We start from the raw sequence: 22,196 nt of genomic DNA on the forward strand, positions 1-22,196 counted from the left end.
AAATAAACTTAAAAGCTATTATAAGCCAAAAGCCAAATTTCAGCCTAATCGTTGCAAAAACTTATCCGAGAAGCTTGGTGAGTGCTTGAATTTCAGTGGAATTTTTATATAAAAAAAACTCATGCAAATTGTAAAAATTATTCATGAAAGTTTTGTATTGTCCTGATGATGATGGCGGTATAGTAGATTTCATTAAGAAATTTTTATCGTCAGATCATCCAAACCTCTCGATAGACATTTTTGCCTGCATCTACACTCAAAAGGCCATCTTGTAAATCAAGGGCTTGTAGTATGATAGGTTTAAAATTCAACTGATTTAAGCTCTTTGTCAGTATGATTTAGCCAGAGTGGATCTGCCCGATTCACTGCAAGCTCAAACTTTGTTGGAAATATAAAATGCCTGACTATCGTTCAAAAACATCGACACACGGAAGAAATATGGCTGGCGCACGCGGTTTATGGCGTGCTACCGGCATGAAAGATGAAGATTTCGGTAAGCCGATTATTGCGGTGGTGAACTCGTTCACCCAGTTTGTACCGGGTCATGTGCATCTTAAAGATCTGGGTCAGCTGGTGGCACGTCAAATTGAAGCGTCAGGCGGCGTGGCCAAAGAATTCAATACCATTGCGGTCGATGACGGCATCGCGATGGGTCATGACGGCATGCTGTATTCATTGCCTTCACGTGATCTGATTGCAGACTCGGTCGAGTACATGGTCAATGCCCATTGTGCCGATGCGATGGTGTGTATCTCGAACTGTGACAAGATCACCCCGGGTATGTTAATGGCTTCAATGCGTCTGAACATTCCGGTGGTATTTGTCTCTGGCGGTCCAATGGAAGCGGGCAAGGTCAAAATCCGCGGTAATGAAAAAGCCATTGATCTGGTCGATGCCATGATTGTTGCAGCAGATGACAGCTTCACTGACGAAGAAGTCGCTGAATATGAGCGTTCAGCTTGCCCAACCTGTGGTTCATGTTCAGGCATGTTCACTGCAAACTCGATGAACTGTTTGACTGAAGCACTTGGTTTATCGCTTCCGGGTAATGGTTCAACCCTGGCAACCCACGCAAATCGTAAAAAATTATTCGAGCGTGCGGGTCAACTGATTGTTGAAATCACTAAACGTCATTATGAGCAAAATGACTACAGCTTGTTGCCACGTTCAATCGCCACCAAAGCTGCGTTTGAAAATGCCATGACGCTGGATATTTCAATGGGCGGTTCAACCAATACTGTTTTACATTTGTTAGCAGCAGCACACGAAGCTGAAGTCGACTTTACTATGACCGATATCGACCGTTTGTCACGTAATGTGCCGGTACTATGTAAAGTTGCGCCGGCGAAACAGGATGTCCATATGGAAGATGTACACCGTGCCGGTGGCATCATGTCGATTCTGGGCGAACTGGATCGTGCAGGCTTACTGGATACTTCTGTTCCAACGGTCCATGAAAAAACTTTAAAAGATGCCTTGGATAAATGGGACATCATCCGTACTGAAGATGAAGACGTCTATCAATTCTTTAAGTCAGCGCCGGGCGGTGTACCAACGCAAACCGCATTCTCGCAAGACCGTTATTATGCCCGTCTGGATGGTGACCGTGACAATGGCGTGATCCGTAATGCAGCCAATGCATTCTCGCAAGATGGTGGTCTAGCGGTACTTTATGGCAACATCGCACTAGAAGGCTGTATCGTAAAAACAGCAGGTGTGGATGATTCAATCCTGAAATTCAACGGGACTGCACGTGTGTTTGAAAGTCAGGATGCTGCAGTTGAAGCCATTCTTGGCGGCAAAATCACTGCGGGTGATGTTGTGGTGATTCGCTACGAAGGTCCACGTGGTGGTCCGGGCATGCAGGAAATGCTGTACCCGACCAGTTATCTCAAATCGAAAGGTTTGGGTAAAGACTGTGCACTTTTAACAGATGGCCGTTTCTCGGGTGGTTCATCTGGTCTGTCGATTGGTCACGTGTCTCCTGAAGCAGCGGAAGGTGGTGCGATTGGTCTGGTTGAAGATGGTGACCGTATCGAAATTGATATTCCAAACCGTACCATTCACCTGGCAGTGGATGATGCAACCATGGCAGCACGTCGTGAAGCCCAAGAAGCCAAAGGCTGGCAGCCTGCTGAACAGCGTCCTCGTAAAGTGTCTAAAGCACTGAAAGCGTATGCGATGCATACTACCAGTGCCTCGAAAGGTGCGGTACGTGATATCTAACTTGTAATTTTACAGATTTAAAAAGCACTCCAGATGGGGTGCTTTTTTTTATTTGAAATTTATAGATTCAATAAGACGGGGGTCTTAAAGGAAATTGTTTAATTGCAGTTTATAACCTTCGGTTCGACCTACTTTTGTTTCGGCAAAAGTAGGCAAAACTACTATCATCTGCAAAACTCGTCCGAAACTAGCATTTTTCACTTATATCGCAGAAACAGTAAATATTAGATCTCTTGCGAAAGTCGTTATTGCAAGTTCATCCGGTTTACCAGTGCAGCGATTAAGTTAATGCGTAAACCGAATCTTTTCCGTCTATTTCGATAGCGTTCACTTAGTATTCTAAATCTTTTCAATTGACTGTTAATATGTTCGATTACAACTCGTATTTTTCCAATCATTTTATTGTAATTTTTCTCAGCATCAAATAAGGGTAAATTCTTCTTTTTCTTTGTTGGCATCAATAATTTAAAGCCATCTTGCTCTAACCCATAGTACCCTAAATCGGTCATAACATAGTCACAATGTTTGAATTTCTTAACTGTTTTTCTTGCCAATTTAATATCATGCTGACTGCCAGACGATATATCTACTCCTATGATTTGTTTGCTCTTCGGATGATAGATCACTTGGGCTTTTAACGTATGTTTCTTCTTTTTACCACTGTAGAACTTACTCTGATTTTTTTTTCGGGCGTTCTATTAAACATTCTGTCGCATCAATAATTACCCAGTTAAATTGTTCGTCTGCTGTGGTAATGCTTCGTTTTGGCAGGGTAAAACGTCTTGATTTCATTAATGCATCTTCAACCTTTTTAATAGTTCGATTCACATTACTTTCAGCGATATGGTAATTTGCCGCCAATTCCAATTGGGTGTTGTAGCTCCGTAAGTAATTGAGTGTTAATAATAATTGATCCTCTATAGCTAAAGTATGAGGACGCCCTAATTTCTTTTTAAGTGATTCTGCTTCTTTTAAAACTTCGACCATTTCACTAAAAACTGCTCGAGGTACACCAACCAAGCGCTGGAATTCAGAATCTGAAAAACGATTTAATTTCTGATATTTCATGAAATCTATATTGAGGCAGTTTTTACTTTCGCAAGAGGTCTATTAATTGTAGTCCTGCCTCGGACAGTTGCAGATGACTTTGGCATGTATCGAATATTATAGAAGCAGCTGAAAGCTGTATTGCTTTGTTTTAATTCTATACAATGACCTTAAAATAAATTGTCCAAGACCGAAGCTTAAAATTGGTCATCGCCCAGGAAGAGAATAATGAGTAAAGATAATATCCGCGAGCATTCAGCCCCCGTTTATGAAGGCATTGAAAATGCACCGGCGCGTTCCATGATGCGTGCTACCGGTTTTAAAGATGCCGATTTTAAACGGCCATTTATTGGTATCGCTTCGACCTGGGCCAATGTCACACCATGTAATATGCATATTGATGGTCTGGCCAGAACAGTCGAGCAGGGCGTCAGTGCCGCGGGTGGTAAGGGCATTATCTTTAATACCATTACGATTTCAGATGGTATTTCCAATGGCACGGAAGGTATGAAATATTCACTGCTATCACGGGAAGTGATCGCAGACTCCATTGAAACGGTCGTGGGTTGCCAGGCTTATGATGGAGTCATCGCGATTGGTGGCTGTGATAAAAACATGCCGGGTTGTATTATGGGACTGGTGCGTCTAAACCGTCCGGGTCTGTTTATTTATGGCGGCACCATCAAACCCGGCGAAGGCCATACCGACATGATTTCGGTATTTGAAGCAGTCGGTCAATATGCCAAAGGTGAAATTAACGCGATTCAAGTCAAGCATATTGAAGAAGTGTCTTTGCCGGGTCCGGGTTCTTGTGGTGGTATGTATACGGCTAACTCGATGGCCTCTGCGATTGAAGCACTCGGTATGAGCTTGCCGGGTTCGTCCGCGCAAGAAGCAGTTTCGGATGACAAACAAATTGATTGTGCCCGTGCCGGTGAGGCGGTGATGAATCTGTTGCGACTGGATATCAAGCCGCGTGACATCATGACCAAGGCTGCCTTTGAAAATTCGATCAAGGTTTTGATTGCGTTGGGTGGCTCGACCAATGGTGTACTGCATCTTTTGGCCATGGCGCATACCGCAGGGGTTGAATTGAGTCTGGATGACTTTGTCCGAATTGGCAAAGATATTCCGGTGGTGGCCGATGTGCGTCCATCCGGGAAATATTTAATGTCAGAACTGATTGCGATTGGTGGGATTCAACCACTGATGAAGCGCATGCTGGATGCCGGCATGCTGGATGGGTCCTGTTTAACGGTCACAGGTAAGACGCTGGCAGAAAACCTGGCCGATGTGCAGGACTATCCGGAAGGTCAGCAGATTATTCTGCCTTTTGATGCGCCCGTGAAAAAAGATTCCCATCTGGTGATTTTGAAAGGCAATCTGTCGCCGAAGGGCGCTGTGGCCAAGATTACCGGTAAGGAAGGTCTGCATTTTGCTGGCCCGGCACGGGTCTTTGAAGGCGAGCAGGGTGCCATGCGCGGGATTCTGGATGGCGAAGTCCAGCCGGGTGAAGTGGTGGTGATTCGTGGCGTCGGCCCTAAAGGTGGTCCGGGCATGCCGGAAATGCTGAAACCGACTTCTGCGATTATTGGTAAAGGTCTGGGCGCTTCGGTGGCTTTAATTACTGACGGACGCTTCTCTGGCGGCAGTCATGGTTTCGTGATTGGTCATGTGACGCCAGAAGCTTATGAGGGCGGCCCGATTGGTCTGGTGCAAAATGGTGATCAGATTTCGATTAATGCCGAAACTCGGGAAATGACCTGGCATGTCGCGGAAGAAGAAATTGCTGCACGTCAAGCGGCCTGGACCAAACCTCAGCCAAACTATACCCACGGTGCGCTGGCTAAATTCGCCAAACTGACTTCAGGTGCAGAAACCGGGGCGGTCACTGACCTGAATCTTGACCTCTAATCCATTGTTAAACATTGAACATTTGCTTATGACTTGATATAAGTTTTTACAGCATGCAGGGCTTTGGCTTCTGCGATCTTAAAAATAGATTATTCTGCGCAGCTTCTCATGTGTTGAGCTGCGCACCGTCATTGTTGTCGAGGCCGATCTCATGTCCCTGTTACGCCGTTGGTTTGATCCAATCCGATCGAGTTGGTTTTACCAAAAACCGACCCGTCAAACGGTGTTATCTATTCAAGATGGGCTGAGTATCCATTTAAGACTGGATGATGTGTACAGTTATCTGGCGGTACAGCAGTTGCCCCAGCTCGAAGAAATTTTAAGTCCAGAACTCAAGCCGCTAAAAGTCATCATTTCCAGTGAGCATGCCGAAGCGCCGAACCAGATGTCTTTTGATGAATGGCAGCACTACACGATTAATGATGCAAAAATCTTGTCAAAACAGCATCGTTTCAGTTTTCATGATACGCCGGAATTACCGAGCGCTGAGGCCTTAAAACAGGCCGAACTGATTTTGCGACATACGCCGCTGCGTGGACAGGATTTCCTGTATTTGCTGGAAGATGTCTTCCATATGCTTTGGCAAAAACAGACCGGAAAATTACGAACTCTTTATGCCATGGCCAGTCGCCACCATCAGCCACAGGATTTTCCCGAACGTATTTTTGACCAGACGCCAATACTGGCCAGCTATTTTAATTTAGGCGGACGCCAGTATCAGGCAGTCGATGACCTGTTGCGTCTGACCCGGCGTCTGGAGCAGCAAAAACTGCTGACCGGTAATCCGATTTTTATGATCGATCACATTGAATGGCGTGAGCATCTGATCAGTGATGCCGAAGAGCTGAACGAGATCCAGTCGATGGATCCGGAACTGGACTTGTATATCGCGCTGGAAGACCCGATTTCCTGGCTGCTGCTGGCTTATATCAAGGAAGAACTGGCGGATTATTACAATATCCAGCTGAATGTCTATCCCTTGTCCTATCGCGGCCGGGATGAGTTTGACTGGAGTCTGGCCACACGTTTATCCAAACGGACTGAAGTAGAATTTACCCCGTTCTGCCGGCCGACCGAGCAGGCGATTGCGCCAATGGCACAGTTATTTTATAGCTGTCCCGAGGAGCAGCGGATTGAGGCGATGTACCAGATCTTGCAGGCCGTCTGGACCCGTGGTGAAGACCTGTCTTATGCACCTCATTTCAAACGTTTGCAGCAACAGTTAAATATTGTAGATCTGACCCAGGACGATATTCTGGCCAAGCTACAGGACAATGATATGCTCTGTGAAATGAAGTCTCAGCCGAATTTCCCGGTACTGGAACTACGTATAGATGATCAAAGTTATACATTTAATAGCTTATATCGGGTCTGGATGATTGAAAGTATTTTCAGTAATGTGTTAGAAGAAAAGTATAAGAGTAATAATCAAACTGAAAGTGAACTGAAAAAACATGGAAAAGATCAAAGCTGAATCACTAGAACATGCACGTCAACAGATCGATGCCATTGATACAGCTTTAGTTGAGCTGATCGCTGCGCGTCAATTTTATGTTGATCAAACCACCCGTTTCAAAAAAACCGAAACCGATTTGCAGTCACCGGAACGTATGGAACAGATTGTAGAAAATGTCAGAGCTCTGGCGCAAAAGCAGGGTATCGATCAGGAGTTTATTGAACATCTATACCGTGAAATGTTCCAATACTTTATTCAACGTGAACTGAAAGAGTTTCGTCCTTAAACAGACTTGTGCTTTAACAGAAGCCTTGCGGGGCTTCTTTTCATTTCTTTAATCACAAAGTTGAAAAATACAAAGATAAAAAAAGCAGCCATTTGGCTGCTCAATACTTTTATTCCGAGTTTTATTTTTTATCGGCCAGGCTAAAGAACCAGTTCAGGATCAGTGCAGCAAACGTTGCTGTACCAATACCACCCAGATTGAAGCTACCAAAAGTTAGGGCAAAATCACCCGTACCTAAAATAATGGTCACCGCAGCCACCATCAGGTTCTTGTTTTGCGAAAAATCGACCTTGTTTTCAATCCAGATTTTGGCACCGGCAATGGTAATCAAACCAAAGACTACAATCGAAGCACCGGTCAGAATCGCCGTTGGAATCGTATGAATAATCGCACCAAACTTAGGCGATAAACCCAGGAACACCGCAAAGACACCCGCGACGGCAAAGATAATGGTCGAGTAGACCCGTGTCACGGCCATCACACCAATGTTTTCACCATAAGTGGTCATACCCGGCGCACCTACACCACCGGCTAAAGTCGTGGCAACACCATCTGCCACAAAGGCTTTACCAATATGCGGATCCAGGTTTTCACCGGTCATTGCACCTACGGCTTTAATATGGCCCAGATTTTCAGCCACCAGAATCAAGGCAATTGGCGCAATGATCAGCATAGCATTTAATTCAAAGGTCGGTGCGTGAAAAGTCGGTAAGCCGAACCAGGCTGCTTGCTGAATGGGAAGGAAATTGATCGCAGTGCCATAACCCATGACATTACTGAGTACAAAATAGATCAGATAAGCCAATAACAGGCCAACCAATAACAGCAGGCGCTGTAATAAGCCACGGGTGAATACGGCAATTGAACCCATGCACAGCACAGTGACCAGGGACATCCACATATTGAAGGTATTGCCCATCACGCTTTTCACTGTGACTGGAGCAAGGTTCAGGCCAATGATCATCACCACGGCACCGGTTACCACGGGTGGCATCAGCTTTTCAATCCAGCGGGTGCCCGTTGCCATGACCAGAAAGCCCATCAGCGCATAGAAGATGCCACACGCGATAATGCCGCCTGCTGCAACGCCAATATTTGGATTCAGCCCGCCACCACCCGCATAACCGGTTGCCGCGATCACCACACCAATAAAGGCAAAGCTTGAACCTAGATAACTTGGAACCCGGCCACCGGTGATTAAAAAGAACAGAATAGTACAGATCCCTGACATTAAAATCGCCAGGTTAGGATCAAAGCCCATTAAAAAAGGTGCCAGTACAGTCGCGCCAAACATGGCAAAAGCATGTTGTACACCCAAAATGACCGTTTGTGCGGGTGGCAAATACTCTGCGGTACCTACTGGTCGTGCATCGATACTGCCCTCATAAGGGCGCCATTTGGGAAACCAACTGGACATAAAATGAGCACTCAAAAGATAAATTGTGCACATCATACTCTTGTTCTTTAGAAGATTTAATCACTTAAACAAAATTTTTGTTCAAATTAATTCTATGACTTTATTTAAGATTTTACCGGACGGTAAAAGAATACTGAGTTAAAAGTAAAGTGAAATCAGTAGATTAATTTCTTATTATGAATAGGGGTATCTATAAATAAATCTGATTTACTATATAAAATAAAATATTTCCTGGCTATTGACTGGTCAATAAAAAAGCACATCACCAGGATGTGCTTTCAAATGGGCATTTTTGCTTAGCCAGTATTACGCAGACCGGCTGCAATACCGGCAATACTGACCATCAGCGCATGATCTACTGGGGTGTTTTCGGCCTGTTGCTGTTCAAGATATAAACGGCGACGTTTCATCAGCTCAGCTTGCAGCAAGTGCAATGGTAATAGATACGGTTTACGTACCTTCATGGACTGATCCAGTACGCCGTTGCTGCTGAGCAGTTTCGATTCACCTTTCAGGGTTAACAAGGTTTGTACGGCATCCTGCAAACGCTGGCGTAACGCTGTCCCCAGAACTTTCAGATCTTCATCCTGGGTCAGATGCGATTCGTAATACAGCGCCACATGCGCGTCGGCTTTAGAAAGTACCATTTCCAGCATATCAATCAGGGTCTGGAAATATGGCCACTCGGCCAGCATTTCATCGAGTACATTACGTTGTCCCTGATCCAGGACTTCATTTAGTGCCGCACCGGTACCGAGCCAGGCAGGCAGCATCAGGCGAATCTGGGTCCAGGCAAATACCCAGGGAATGGCACGCAAGGATTCAATCCCACCGCTGACTTTACGTTTGGCGGGACGTGAACCCAGCGGCAGCATTTGTAGTTCAAGCTCAGGAGTAACGGTACGCAGGTATTTTACAAAATGCGGATTTTCCCGTACGGTCTGGCGATAGACCTGAACCGACAGTTCGGTCATTTGATGCATCAGGTCGCGCCATTCCTGTTTCGGCTCAGGTGGCGGCAGCAGCGTCGCTTCCAGGGTTGCAGCAGTATAAATTTCCAGATTTTGCAGCGCGATTTCTTCCAGCCCGAATTTAAAGCGGATCATTTCGCCCTGTTCAGTCACCCGGATTGCACCGGAAATAGAGCCCGGTGGCTGAGAGAACAAGGCTTGCTGGGTTGGCGCACCACCACGGCTGATCGAACCGCCACGACCATGAAACAGGGTCAATTGCACGCCATGTTGCTGGGCAACTGCGGTCAGTTCTTCCTGGGCACGATACTGTGCCCAGTTGGCCGACATAAAACCGGCATCTTTGGCAGAATCCGAATAGCCAATCATGACCTCATGTTTGCCCTGAATATGCTGTTTATACCAGTGCATATTGAACAGGGTCGACATGGTTGCGGCTGCACCATCCAGATCTTTTAATGTTTCAAACAGGGGAACCACCCGTAACGCCTGTTCAATCCCGGCTTCTTTTTGTAAAAGCAGTACCGCCAAGACATCACTTGGATATTCTGCCATGGAAATAATATAGGCACCCAGAGACTCGCTCGGCTGTTCGGCCAGTGTGCGCATGGTGGCAAAGACTTCCTGTACATCCGGATGTTCAATCAGGCTGCCGGCCGGTTCATTCAGATGTTTCGGCAGTAACGGACGTTTGCTTTGCAATTCCTGCAATAAAAAGTTTTGACGGGCCTGTTCGGTCCAGGTTTCAAAATTCCCCAGTCCTAAATATTCAGTAATGGCTGAAATCGCCTGGCGGTGACGGCCGGATTCCTGGCGGATATCTAGTTTTAGCAGTTCGATCCCAAAACTGTTGACCCGGTAAATAAAGTCCAGCAGGCTGCCATTGGCAATTTCAGCCAGATTGCAGTCCATCAGCGAGCGGTAACAGGTCAGGAGCGGTTGTAAAAGTTCGTCTTTACTTTTAATCACCAGACTGTCATCGGCATCATTGCCTTTTAATTTTTCTGCCAGCCAGTGCCGAGTCGCTTTCAGGCGGGTACGGGTGTCACGTAAATATTCACGATAGGGTTCAGGATGGGGCTGGCCCAAAGCTTCGGAAATTTCCGGACTGCATTGCTGAATGGACAGTTCCCAGCGCAGGTTTTCAATATCGCGTACATAGAGATCGGCTGCTTTCCAGCGCGACAGCCACAGTACTTCCTGAGTGACGGTGTGGGTGACATTCGGGTTGCCATCGCGGTCACCACCCATCCATGAGGCAAAACGTACTGGTGCGACATCTAAGGGCAGGTTCTGGCCGCATTGCGCCTGAACCATGCCATTTAGTTCGCGGATAAATTTCGGGACCGCATTCCACAGGGTCTGTTCAATGGTGGTAAAACCCCATTTGGCTTCATCGATCGGAGTCGGGCGATGCTGACGGATTTCATCGGTTTGCCAAGCGGAGCTAATCAGCTGTTTCAGATCGGCCAGAACGGCCTGACGTTCACGTGGCGTCAGTTTCTGCTGGTCGAATTTGGACAGGGCATTATTGATGCCATCATATTTTTGAATCAGGGTACGGCGGCTGACTTCTGTGGGATGCGCAGTCAGGACTAGTTCAATTTTCAGTTCACAGATTTGCTGATACAGCGTATCTGCAGAAATTTCCTGCTGTTTAAATTTTTCAAATAAAGGCACCAGAGGATTGGGCGATTCTGCAGTGTCATCAAACTCGCTCTGACGGCGACGACGTACCACATGATATTGTTCGGCAATATTGGCAAAGTTTAAAAAGTGGGTAAAAGCACGGGTCAGTGGCAGGATTTCTGCATCTTCCAGACTCAAAAACAGTTGTTCCAGTTGTTTTTCTGCTTCGACCTGTCCATCGCGAGCGCCTTTGGACAGGGCACGGATCTGCTCGATCTGATTAAACAAATCCTGCCCGGCATGTAATTTTAAGGTTTCCCCAAGCAAATTACCCAGTAAGCGTACGTCTTCGCGTAGTGGTGCATCAATCTGTTGAATCATTTTTTATTCCCTCACATGCATGCTTTGACTATACCGCGACTGTCGGACAATCCAAGTCCTTTACAGACAAAAGTTGCAGATTTTTAGCTGCTTTTTTCACAAGTCGGCAGCATCACAATAGCGCAGGTAGGTGACGTTGGTATGAGCTTATGGGTTGGTAATACCATATTTCAGCATAAACAGTTCAATCGCCTGGGCAATGATCTGCTGTTGTGCGGTATGCGATGGAGGCGGGCTGAGGCCCAGCAGGATTTTCTGATGCCGGGTTCCGGTCAGCAGGGACACAATCAGCTCGGTCTGTTTTTCTGGAAGATCAACCTTAATAAAACGGTACTGTTGAGCCAGAGCAAAGAAATCATTCCAGACTGCTTCCAGTTTGCTATGCGAGGCCTGTTGACATCCTCACCCACCTGAAAGGAGGGTGATTCCTACTGCTAGACGCTTATGCCCAAGCGCAAGTATGTTCTTAGCACTGTTCAAATCCCTATCCAGGACACTTGAGCAGTTTTCACATTCCCATACTCTTATTCGCAAATCTGCTCTACCTTTCGGACTGCTTGCGGTGATCTCACCACAGCACGAGCAGATTTGGGTTGTGAAACTTTCGTTGACTTCCTCAAACAATACACTTGCGTTCTCGCATTTATACTTGAGCATTGTTTTGAGTGCTGAAAATCCTGTATCTAAAACCGATTTAGCCATTTTAGTTTTCACAAGTTTTTTAGCACTCAGGTTGCCAACAATAATCAGTGCATTTTCTTTTACAAGCATGGTGCTTGCTTTGTGCAAATGATCTTTACGACAATTTGCAATCTTGGCGTGTAATGCACGAACACGCTTTTTATTCTTCGCTCGTTGAGTAATACCTAGTTTTTGTTCATATTTTCGATAGAACTTTGGATTTGAAATCACAGTACCATCAGAACAGGTGGCTATATCTTTTAAGCCTAGATCAATGCCAATGGCTTTAGTTGCAGTTGGTTTGTCTAACTTAGGTGAATCCACGACTAGGCACACATACCAACGCCCACGACTGTCCTCAACAAATGAGCCTGTTCTAACGGCATATTTGCTTAAACCGTAGCTATCCCATAAGCCAAATTTGGTTTCTCCATACTCAACCCATCCCTCAGCATATTTCAGTCCTGATTTTTTGAATGGTATCCAACCAAGCGATCTTCTTGCTGACTTCTTGTTACTTACACGCCATTTTAATTTTGCTTTTCTAAACTGTTTTCTTTTAGCAGTATATTCTTCCCTGATTGCATCCACCGTTTGGCTATGCAGACCACACAATTTTGAAGTCCCTTTTGTGTATTTAGCCATATCGAATGCTGAGAAAAAGTCACCTGTTCTTTTTAGGTGTGCGAAACTTAAATCATTCACATAATTCCAAACAAAGTTCACCTCAGATGCTAATTGGTCTAGCACCTTGCAGTGTTTGTCTTTTATTCGTAATTTAAGTGTTTTCATGGGCTTATATTAGCTCATGTTGAATTAAAATTATTGATTCTTAAAAAATAAACGACATTTCATGTCGTGTCGCTTATATCTCTGACCTGAAGAACAGAGTTTTACGCTCCATTTAATAAAACTCATGATAAAAATCAATTTCAGGTCGTAGCATCTGCGGGTATTCATGCAGAATGGCTTCACAGGTATCTTCGATCGCACACGTAAACAGAGTCGCCTTGTCCTGAAAATGGTTATACACCGTCAGCTTGGTGACGCCGGCCTCACGCGCAATCTGGTTCATGCTAGAAGTATGATAGCCATGTTCTAAAAATAAGGCTTTGGCCACACTGAGAATCCGTTGGCGCTTTTTCAGATCTTTGGGTCGTCCTACAGGTATTTGCACAATTTCTTCTCAAAACAGTTAACACGGTCATTGCTTTGATGACTCAGTTGTAATTAGTGTACCGGTTGGCATATTGGCTAAAAGATAAGCAATTCAATATATCAGCATAGTTTGCCCTAAAAAAGATGATCAGATAAGAGCGAATAAGATGAGCAGGATTTACAGCGTATTGGCTGGCATGATGATGCTTTGCAGTGTGACCTTAAGCGGGTGCAACAAAGATACTGCCGCAGCAGAACAGGAAGTTCCCTTCGTCATGGTGAGTAGACCGGCCGCTTCACAGCATGAACTGAAAAGCTATGCCGGAGATGTGCAGGCGCGTCAGCAAACCGAGCTGGCCTTTCGGGTGGCGGGACAGGTAACCCAGCGTTTCGTCGATGTCGGGGATCAGGTCAAAGTCGGGCAGGTACTAGCGACACTGGATGTAAAAGATGCACAGCTACAGCTGGATGCAGCACGTGCCCAGCTGGAAAATGCACAGTCTGCCAGCAAAATTGCTCAAGATGAACTACAGCGCTTCAAGCAGCTATTACCTGTCAATGCTGTGAGTCGCTCGCAATATGATGCCATCGATAATCAATACAAAGCCGCACAGTCAAGCCTGAAACAGGCACAAGCCAATTATGATACGGCCAAAAACCAGACCGCTTATAACCAGCTACTTGCCACTAAAAATGGCGTGATCACTGCACGTAATATCGAAACAGGTCAGGTGGTGGCCGCGGGGCAGGCGGCCTATGAGCTGGCGATTTCCGGTGAACGTGAAGTGGTGATTGGAGTGCCGGAACAGGCCATTTCAGAGATTAAGGTCGGACAGGCAGCTACGGTCACTTTATGGTCCAGACCTGAAGAAAAATTTGCTGCCTTTGTTCGCGAGATTGCACCGGCAGCAGACCAGTCGCGTACCTTTCGGGTTAAAGTTTCCTTACGTGAAGGCAATGGCCAGATCCAGCTGGGGCAAAGTGCCCGGGTGTTTTTTCAGCACAGTCGCGATAATATGCTCAGTGTGCCGCTATCGAGTGTCTCGGCAACGGATCAGCAGGCTTATGTGATGGTGGTCCAGCCGGATCATACCTTACGTAAAGTCCCGGTCCAGCTCGGTGCCTATGGCCGGGACAATGTTCCTGTACTCAGTGGCCTCAAGCCGGAAGACTATGTGGTGATTGGCGGCGTACATCTGCTGCGTAACCAGCAAAAAATCAATCCGATTGATCGTGAAAACCGTCGTGTGACCATTCAGGCAGGGAGTTAAGCATGAACTTTAACCTGTCGGAATGGGCTTTAAAAAATAAAGGTCTGGTGCTGTATTTCATGATCCTGCTCGGTCTGATCGGCATCGTCTCTTATTCCAAATTGTCACAAAGTGAAGATCCTCCTTTTACCTTTAAAGTCATGGTGATCCAGACCTATTGGCCGGGTGCCAGTGCCAAAGAAGTATCTCTACAAGTCACTGACCGGATTGAAAAGGAACTGATGACCACGGGTCAGTATGACCGCATCATGGCCTATTCGCGTCCGGGTGAATCTATGGTGACTTTTGTTGCCAAGGATTCCCTGGCTTCGAAAGATGTCGCTGATGTCTGGTATAACGTGCGCAAGAAGGTGGGCGATATCCGGCATGAATTGCCACAAGGGGTACAAGGTCCGTTCTTTAATGATGAATTCGGCGATACCTTTGGCAATATTTATGTGCTCAAGGGTAAAGATTTTGACTATGCGACCCTCAAGGAATACGCCGACCGCTTACAGCTGCAATTGCAACGGGTCAAAGATGTTGCCAAAGTTGAGCTGATTGGCCTGCAAGACCAGAAAATCTGGATTGAGATTTCCAATACCAAGGCCATTCAGCTGGGCGTTCCAGTCATGGCGATTCAGCAAGCCCTGCAGCACCAAAATGCCACAACCCAGTCCGGTTTTTTTGAAACCAGTTCAGACCGGATTCAGGTGCGGGTCAGTGGTGCATTAAACAGTGTTGAAGAGTTAAGACAGATGCCGCTGCTGGTCAATGGCAAAACTATTCAGCTGGGAGATGTAGCAGAAGTCTATCGTGGCTTTAGTGATCCGGCACAGCCCCGGATGCGCTTTATGGGCGAAAACGGCATTGGTATTGCTGTATCGATGCGCAAGGGCGGGGACATCATTGCTTTGGGTAAAAATCTGGAACAGGAATTCGCCCGCCTGCAAAAAGCCCTGCCCCTCGGCATGGAACTGCAAAAAGTCTCCGATCAGCCGGTGGCAGTTAAACGCAGTATTAACGAATTTATGAAAGTGCTGGCAGAAGCGGTGATTATCGTATTGCTGGTCAGTTTTTTCTCGCTCGGTTTCCGGACCGGTCTGGTGGTGGCTTTCTCGATTCCGCTGGTGCTGGCCATGACCTTTGCCGGTATGCAGCTGTTTGATGTCGGACTGCATAAAATTTCCTTGGGGGCGCTGATTCTGGCCCTCGGTCTGCTAGTCGATGATGCCATTATCGCGATTGAAATGATGGCGATTAAAATGGAGCAGGGTTATAGCCGTTTACAGGCGGCCGGGCATGCCTGGCGCACCACGGCTTTTCCTATGCTGACCGGGACCCTGATTACCGCTGCCGGTTTTCTGCCGATCGCCACTGCAGCTTCGAGTACCGGGGAATATACCCGTTCGATTTTCCAGGTAGTGACCATTGCATTGCTGGTATCTTGGCTGGCCGCGGTACTGTTTGTGCCATATTTAGGCGATAAACTTCTACCGGATTTCAACAAAGATTTAATTCAAAAAGCGCCGTGGTACCAGCGTCTCTGGGCACGTCTGCGCAAACAGCCAGAACCTCAGCCGATTGTGCATCATGCCGGAGAACATTATGACCCTTATCAAACCCGGTTTTATCAGGGCTTTCGCCGTTGGGTCGATGCCTGTGTGACCTATCGTAAAACTGTCATTGCTGCCACGGTCGGAATTTTTATCCTGTCTATTTTAATGTTTAAGCTGGTGCCGCAGCAGTTTTTCCCGCCCTCGAACCGGGCTGAAATTCTGGTGGATCTCAAACTTGAAGAAGGTGCTTCACTGAAGGCCACTGAAGCTGCAGTAAAAAAAGTAGAAGCCTTTTTATCGAAACAAGAGGGCATTGATAACTATGTGGCTTATGTCGGGATGGGTTCTCCACGTTTCTATTTACCGCTCGATCAGCAGTTGCCGCAAACCAGTTTTGCCCAGTTTGTGGTGCTGGCATCCTCTTTAGAGGATCGAAATGAAATCCGTAAATCCTTAAGTGACCAGATTCGAAAGTTATTGCCAGAAGTGCGTACCAGGGTGTCCTTGCTGGAAAATGGCCCACCTGTGGGTTATCCACTACAATTCCGGGTGTCGGGTGAAGATCTAGGATTAGTCCGTGAATGGGCGCAGAAAGTTGCAGCCACCGTGGGAGACAATCCGAATACCACCAATGTGCATCTGGACTGGGGCGAGCCGAGTAAAGTCATCAAATTGCAGATTGATCAGGATCGTGCCCGTCAGCTTGGGGTGAGTAGCAGTGAACTGGCCAATGTACTCAACAGCTCGATTTTGGGGGCCGGCATTGACCAGTACCGTGAAAAACGTGAATTGATTGAAATCCGTTTACGTGGTGCTCAGGCTGAACGGGTGGAGGTAGCATCTTTAGCCAGTCTGGCTGTTCCGACTGCGACCGGTACATCAGTACCTTTGGCGCAGCTGGCCAAGATTGAATACAGCTTTGAAGAAGGTCTGATCTGGCATCGGAATCGTTTGCCGACCATTACTGTGCGTGCCGATATTCGTAGCAAGTTGCAGCCCGCTACTGTGGTCAATGAACTCAAAGAGCCACTGGAAAAAATCCGGGCAGAGCTGCCGAATGGCTATCTGCTGCAAGTGGGGGGTACAGTTGAAGAATCGGCTCGTGGACAGAACTCGGTGAATGCCGGCATGCCTTTATTCCTCGCAGTCGTCATGACCCTGCTGATGATTCAGCTCAAGAGCATCTCACGGGCCTTTATTGTGTTCCTGACCGCACCTTTAGGCATTATCGGAGTGGTGTTATTCCTGTTAATTTTCAATAAACCTTTCGGTTTTGTTGCGATGCTCGGAACGATTGCCTTATCCGGAATGATCATGCGCAACTCGCTGATTCTGATTGACCAGATCGAGCAGGATATTCAGGCCGGAGAGTCGCAGTGGGATGCCATCATCAATGCCACAGTACGCCGTTGTCGTCCGATCGTATTGACCGCACTGGCTGCAGTTCTGGCCATGATTCCCTTGTCCCGCAGTATTTTCTTCGGGCCAATGGCGGTGGCGATTATGGGTGGTTTGATTGTGGCGACATTATTGACCCTGTTTTTCCTGCCTGCACTATATGCACAGTGGTTTAAAGTGAAAAAAAGTTTAAATTCTGTTTAAATTTGTCATAATTTCAGGTGCGAAATTTGGAAATTTTCAATATAGTAGCACCTGAGATTTTTATAATTTAAAAAAATAAGTAATTGCTGCATTGGCCGAGCTGCCAATACGGTAACGAGGTTGAACCGAACATGACTCAAGATACATTAACCAAGATGCGACGTTCCGTAGCGATGGCTTATGTCTTCATGTTTTTGGCCTTATTTACCCTGTTTAGTGGACTATTGGCTTACTGGTTCGCACGTAAAGTCGCTCAAGTTGATTATGCCGAGGTCTGGTTACAGGCACAGGCGCTGTGGATCATGCGCAATATCGTGATTTATACCATTTTGGCGATCTTCGCTGCGCTGTGGTTTATTCCCCTGTTTTTCTTTGCCTGGGACAGCCAGCTCTGGGTTAAAGCCTGTGTAGTGACCGGGGTAATTTTCAGCTTTATTGCCTTTATTTTCCTGATCAATGCCTGGTTTAAAGGTATCTATAAATTCTCTCAAAATAAAGCTGTGTTCTAAAGCGTATAATTTTTTTCATATTTCCCCTTGTAAAACTCGGTTTGACCCCAATTTCAGACCTCAGTTGAATATTAAACAAAATTCCGTGAGGAGCATCGCCAGACATGGCTAAACGTGATTATTATGAGGTTTTGGGCGTCGCTAAAACCGCTAGTGATGATGAAATCAAAAAAGCCTACCGTAAGTTGGCGATGAAATATCATCCAGACCGTAACCCGGACAATGCTGAAGCTGAAGAGAAATTCAAAGAAGCAGCAGAAGCCTATGAAGTGCTCTCTGATGGTGAAAAGCGCAGCATGTACGACCGTATGGGCCATCAGGCCTTTGAAGGTGGTATGGGCGGCGGTGGCGGCTTCGGCGGTGGTTTCAGCGCAGAAGACATTTTTAGCCAGTTCGGTGATATTTTCGGTGGTGCTTTTGGTGGCGGCGGTGGTCGTGGCCAGCAACGCGCACGCCGTGGTTCTGACTTACGCTATGTGATGGAACTGACCCTGGAAGAAGCGGTCAAAGGCGTCAAGAAAACCATTACCTTTACTGCACCGGCACCGTGTGATGCCTGTGATGGTAAGGGTTCAAAAAATCCAAACGATGTAGAAACCTGCCGTACCTGTCATGGTGCTGGTCAAGTGCGCATGCAGCAAGGTTTCTTCTCCGTACAGCAAACTTGTAGTACCTGTCGTGGTCAGGGCAAGATCATCAAGAACCCATGTAATAAATGTCATGGTTCAGGTGTGTCGGATCGTCAGCAAACTCTGGAAGTCACTATTCCTGCGGGTGTGGACAATGGCGACCGCGTACGCTTGACCGGTAAGGGTGAAGCGATCCGTGATGGTCAGTCAGGTGACTTGTACGTAGAAGTGGTGGTGCGTGAGCATGAAATCTTCCAGCGTGATGGCGCTGACCTGTATATGGATGTGCCGGTATCAATTGCTGATGCAGCCTTAGGTAAGGAAGTTCAGATTCCTACGCTGGATGGCCGTGTTAGCCTGAAAATTCCTGAAGGTACGCAAACAGGTAAACTGTTCCGCTTACGTGGTAAGGGTGTTAAACCGGTACGTACCAGCATGCAAGGTGACTTGCTGTGCCGTATTGTGGTAGAAACTCCAGTCAACTTAAGTGCACGTCAACGTGAACTGTTAAAAGAACTGCAAGAAACCATGGATGGTGAAGATAGCAAATCATCACCAAAGAAAAAATCATTCTTTGATCGTTTGTTTGATTAATTGAGTGAAAGTAAAAAAGGACGCTGAGGCGTCCTTTTTTATTATGTAGATAAGATACTCTAGATTAGAAGATGCTATTTATTGTTTGATAAGTCTCGCTTAAACATAAAAACCGCCTAAAAAGCGGTTTCTATTTTTATATTTGACTATCTAAATAGAAAGTATGAGTCCAAATTTGGAGGGTGATAGATATTTTGTAAGTGAGAAAAAAGCATCATTCCCGAAATTAAAAAGGCCAATATTGTTATTACAGAGCTATATAATCGCATTCATTACTTATCAAATTTACCAGTACAGCAGATTACTCTTATTTTGTTATCATGACAATGAAAGCTTAATCTTATTGAAATAATTATAAATTTTACTTTTTAATAAATAAAATAAATATATATATAAGAAAACTTGATTAATTAAATTTTTCGTGTATAGTTAACTTAACTAGAAAAAAGTCTTGTTTCGGTAAATCTTCTTTAAGTATCGTAGTTTTAGTCATAATCCTTCGTTTTTTTTCAGATTTTAAGTCTCATTCTTTATTATTTCAAAGTTATAATCAGTCTATAAAATGACTAAAAAATTATTAAAAATTATTAGGATATATTATGTCAAACTCAAATGTTGTTAAAGGTACTGTAAAGTGGTTCAACGAAACTAAAGGTTTTGGTTTTATTCAACAAGAATCAGGTCCAGATGTTTTTGCTCATTTCAGTGAAATTGCGAGTTCAGGTTTTAAAACCTTGCTTGAAGGCCAGCTGGTTGAATTCAGTGTAGCTCAAGGTCAAAAAGGACCGAATGCTGTAAATATTGTTGCTATCTAAGCAAGAATAAACAGTAAAAAAAGCACTTAATAAGTGCTTTTTTTATCGTTCAAATTTAATTTTAAGTTATTTTCCAAATTGGAAAAATCTTTAGAAAAACAGGATTCAAGTTGTTAAAAATAAATGATTTAATTGCAAAATCTAAAAATGGTACTGAAATTATTGTTTCGTTAATTCCTCTCAATAAAATGCAAAATACACGTCAGGGTTTAAAAAGAATTGAAGTGGGTAAAAGAGTTCTTCTTTCATCTGGAGTTGAGGTAGATTTAAACTTAGATGGTCGTACATTCTATACTTCTATAAATCAATTATTTAAGCTAAATCATAAAGTTATTTAAAGATAAAATTCAGAAACATCAATTTTTAGTGGATATTTTGCCACTTTAACTATTATTAAAGGTATAGATATGCTTAAACAAAGTATTAGTGTAAAGGATCAGTTTGGGGCTCAACACGCTATTCAAGCAACAGTCGATCATCATTTTTCTAAAACACAATCTCATTCCAATATAAAACATATCACTGTAGATGGTGAAGATATTCGTCCCAGTTTTGAAATGTGCTTTCAAAGTACCTTAAGTGGAAAAATCTTCAAAATTGTATAGACCAGGCAAATTTTGCTTTAGGTATTATTATTTTTAATAAGTTCCCGAAGAGCTAGAGAATTAATTTGCTCAATCTAAGGACTGATTTTTGTATAAGGCAAAATTGAGTCCTTTTAGTCTCAATAAGACTTAAAATCCTATCTACTCATCAATTCAAAAGTAGATATTCATAATTAAAATTTAGTAAAAGTCTTGCATAAGAATCCCGTTAATCTAACTGAGATTTAAATCATCAAGATTTTGAGCTGACTTAATAATGGCGAGCCTGAACAGGAAAAACTGTATTGGCAAGTCGTCTGTTTAACTTCAAAAATCAGTAATCTCAGTAAATCATTTCAAAATCATAGCGATAAAATTATGAATAAGCTTATTCAAGTTATATGAGCAATTGCTAAAAACTATATGACGAGTCAAGTTGATGTATATCGTATAGCTTTGACGGAAGTGATAGCCTAACTTCTTAAGCTTGATTAAAACTCTTATCAATATCAGTGATTTCGCTCTTTGAGTATTTTCATTGATTTTTATGCAATGCATCTTAGTGTTATTCCGCAGTTTTGCTATAGTAAGAGCAATTTTGGATCAACATCAGGACTATGTTATGTCAGCTACACCACGCATTGGGATCTTAGGTGCAGGCGGTCGTATGGGGCGTATCCTTATTCAGGCTGTGCATGAAGCAGGTTATCAATTGGCGGCTGCAGTAGAACGCCCTGAAAGTACACTATTAGGTGCTGATGCTGGCGAACTTGCCGGAATTGGCGCAACAGGTGTTAAGGTCGTGGGTAGCCTTACCGATGTAGTCAAAGACTGTGATGTCGTGATCGATTTCACTGCGCCAGCAGCGACCGTCAATCATCTTAAAATCTGCCGTGAAGCAGGGGTCGCAATCGTGATTGGTACCACCGGTATGAATGACGAGCAAAAAGCCTATTTGGAGGAATCTGCCACGGAAACTCCTGTAGTTTATGCAGCGAATTATTCAGTGGGTGTGAACGTTTCAATCAAACTGCTTGAACTGGCCTCTAAAGTATTTGGCGATACGGTTGATATCGAAGTGATTGAAGCACATCACCGTCACAAAGTAGATGCGCCATCGGGTACAGCTTTGATGTGGGGTGAGGCGATTGTGGAAACTTTGGGCCGTGACCTGAAAGAAGATGCGGTATATTGCCGTGAAGGTCATACCGGTCCGCGTGAGCGTAAGAGCATTGGTTTCCAGACCATTCGCGGTGGCGATATTGTCGGTGAACATACCGCGATGTTTATTGCCGACGGGGAGCGGGTGGAAATTACCCATAAAGCCACCAATCGCATGAACTTTGCTTCTGGTGCGGTACGTGCTGCGGCTTGGGTCGTAGGCCGTGAAGCACGTAAATATGATATGAAAGACGTGCTTGGTTTTAACGATATTCAGGTTTAAAACCGAGTTAAAATCATTTATAAAAAAAGTATAAAATTAAAATA

Annotated in this window: 17 protein-coding genes and 1 pseudogene; 12 read left to right on the forward strand and 6 right to left on the reverse strand. The window is 45.0% G+C overall.

The features are described from left to right. Positions 1–396: 396 nt before the first annotated feature. Positions 397–2,226 (forward strand): dihydroxy-acid dehydratase, encoded by a 1,830-nt coding sequence (gene ilvD, locus NI466_RS07685; protein ID WP_080633081.1) that lies wholly within the window; start codon positions 397–399, stop codon positions 2,224–2,226. A gap of 245 nt (positions 2,227–2,471) precedes the next feature. Here the strand turns inward: ilvD (NI466_RS07685) and NI466_RS07690 are convergent. Continuing rightward, a protein-coding gene (locus NI466_RS07690) for an IS5 family transposase (protein WP_253173244.1) occupies positions 2,472–3,294 on the reverse strand; the annotation gives its coding sequence in 2 pieces (ribosomal slippage) (positions 2,472–2,912 and positions 2,914–3,294; 822 coding nt in all). Between the two features lie 207 nt (positions 3,295–3,501). Here NI466_RS07690 and ilvD (NI466_RS07695) point away from each other — a divergent pair. The 3 genes from ilvD (NI466_RS07695) to NI466_RS07705 all read left to right on the forward strand — a co-directional run bounded on the left by ilvD (NI466_RS07695) (position 3,502) and on the right by NI466_RS07705 (position 6,929). After that, complete coding sequence (gene ilvD / locus NI466_RS07695) at positions 3,502–5,187, forward strand: dihydroxy-acid dehydratase (protein WP_253173245.1); 1,686 nt, start codon at positions 3,502–3,504, stop codon at positions 5,185–5,187. A 151-nt stretch (positions 5,188–5,338) separates the two neighbouring features. Next, positions 5,339–6,661, forward strand: a complete 1,323-nt coding sequence (locus tag NI466_RS07700; protein ID WP_253173246.1) for a hypothetical protein — start codon at positions 5,339–5,341, stop codon at positions 6,659–6,661. Then, a complete protein-coding gene (locus tag NI466_RS07705; protein ID WP_180050512.1) occupies positions 6,642–6,929 on the forward strand; it encodes a chorismate mutase in 288 nt (95 codons plus the stop codon). The genes NI466_RS07700 and NI466_RS07705 overlap by 20 nt, the downstream gene beginning before the upstream one ends. 121 nt (positions 6,930–7,050) lie before the next feature. Here the strand turns inward: NI466_RS07705 and NI466_RS07710 are convergent, their stop codons facing one another. The 5 genes and pseudogenes from NI466_RS07710 to NI466_RS07730 form a co-directional block, all read right to left on the reverse strand. Next, a complete protein-coding gene (locus tag NI466_RS07710) occupies positions 7,051–8,346 on the reverse strand; it encodes a solute carrier family 23 protein (protein WP_247144178.1) in 1,296 nt (431 codons plus the stop codon). Between the two features lie 296 nt (positions 8,347–8,642). Then, entirely contained in the window at positions 8,643–11,327 is a 2,685-nt protein-coding gene (gene ppc, locus NI466_RS07715) for a phosphoenolpyruvate carboxylase (protein ID WP_253173247.1), read from the reverse strand. Between the two features lie 147 nt (positions 11,328–11,474). Continuing rightward, complete coding sequence (locus tag NI466_RS07720; protein ID WP_435575020.1) at positions 11,475–11,702, reverse strand: TetR/AcrR family transcriptional regulator C-terminal domain-containing protein; 228 nt, start codon at positions 11,700–11,702, stop codon at positions 11,475–11,477. 27 nt (positions 11,703–11,729) lie between these two features. Then, positions 11,730–12,800, reverse strand: a complete 1,071-nt coding sequence (locus tag NI466_RS07725) for an RNA-guided endonuclease InsQ/TnpB family protein (protein WP_005104991.1) — start codon at positions 12,798–12,800, stop codon at positions 11,730–11,732. 115 nt (positions 12,801–12,915) lie between these two features. Next, a pseudogene (locus tag NI466_RS07730) lies at positions 12,916–13,185 on the reverse strand (TetR/AcrR family transcriptional regulator); the annotation flags it as partial. A 148-nt stretch (positions 13,186–13,333) separates the two neighbouring features. Here NI466_RS07730 and NI466_RS07735 point away from each other — a divergent pair. The 8 genes from NI466_RS07735 (at position 13,334) to dapB (ending at position 22,152) form a co-directional block, all read left to right on the forward strand. Next, positions 13,334–14,437 (forward strand): efflux RND transporter periplasmic adaptor subunit, encoded by a 1,104-nt coding sequence (locus NI466_RS07735; RefSeq protein ID WP_086044274.1) that lies wholly within the window; start codon positions 13,334–13,336, stop codon positions 14,435–14,437. A 2-nt stretch (positions 14,438–14,439) separates the two neighbouring features. After that, the gene (locus NI466_RS07740) at positions 14,440–17,577 is read left to right on the forward strand and encodes an efflux RND transporter permease subunit (protein WP_253173249.1); all 3,138 of its coding nucleotides are present in this window, start codon (positions 14,440–14,442) and stop codon (positions 17,575–17,577) included. Positions 17,578–17,708: 131 nt separating this feature from the next. Continuing rightward, the gene (locus tag NI466_RS07745) at positions 17,709–18,086 is read left to right on the forward strand and encodes a hypothetical protein (protein ID WP_174894037.1); all 378 of its coding nucleotides are present in this window, start codon (positions 17,709–17,711) and stop codon (positions 18,084–18,086) included. A 104-nt stretch (positions 18,087–18,190) separates the two neighbouring features. Continuing rightward, the gene (dnaJ, locus tag NI466_RS07750) at positions 18,191–19,309 is read left to right on the forward strand and encodes a molecular chaperone DnaJ (protein ID WP_005104999.1); all 1,119 of its coding nucleotides are present in this window, start codon (positions 18,191–18,193) and stop codon (positions 19,307–19,309) included. A gap of 599 nt (positions 19,310–19,908) precedes the next feature. Further along, positions 19,909–20,124 carry a cold-shock protein gene (locus NI466_RS07755; protein ID WP_005105001.1) on the forward strand — a complete coding sequence of 72 codons (216 nt, stop codon included), beginning with the start codon at positions 19,909–19,911 and terminating at the stop codon, positions 20,122–20,124. A gap of 110 nt (positions 20,125–20,234) precedes the next feature. Continuing rightward, on the forward strand, positions 20,235–20,462 hold the full coding sequence (locus NI466_RS07760) for a hypothetical protein (protein ID WP_004280858.1): 228 nt from the start codon (positions 20,235–20,237) through the stop codon (positions 20,460–20,462). 69 nt (positions 20,463–20,531) lie between these two features. After that, positions 20,532–20,729 (forward strand): hypothetical protein, encoded by a 198-nt coding sequence (locus NI466_RS07765; RefSeq protein ID WP_004280859.1) that lies wholly within the window; start codon positions 20,532–20,534, stop codon positions 20,727–20,729. A gap of 601 nt (positions 20,730–21,330) precedes the next feature. Next, complete coding sequence (gene dapB, locus NI466_RS07770; protein WP_253173250.1) at positions 21,331–22,152, forward strand: 4-hydroxy-tetrahydrodipicolinate reductase; 822 nt, start codon at positions 21,331–21,333, stop codon at positions 22,150–22,152. Positions 22,153–22,196 lie beyond the last annotated feature (44 nt).

This window comes from Acinetobacter lwoffii (genome assembly GCF_024129595.1).
Taxonomy (GTDB): Bacteria; Pseudomonadota; Gammaproteobacteria; order Pseudomonadales; family Moraxellaceae; genus Acinetobacter; species Acinetobacter lwoffii_O.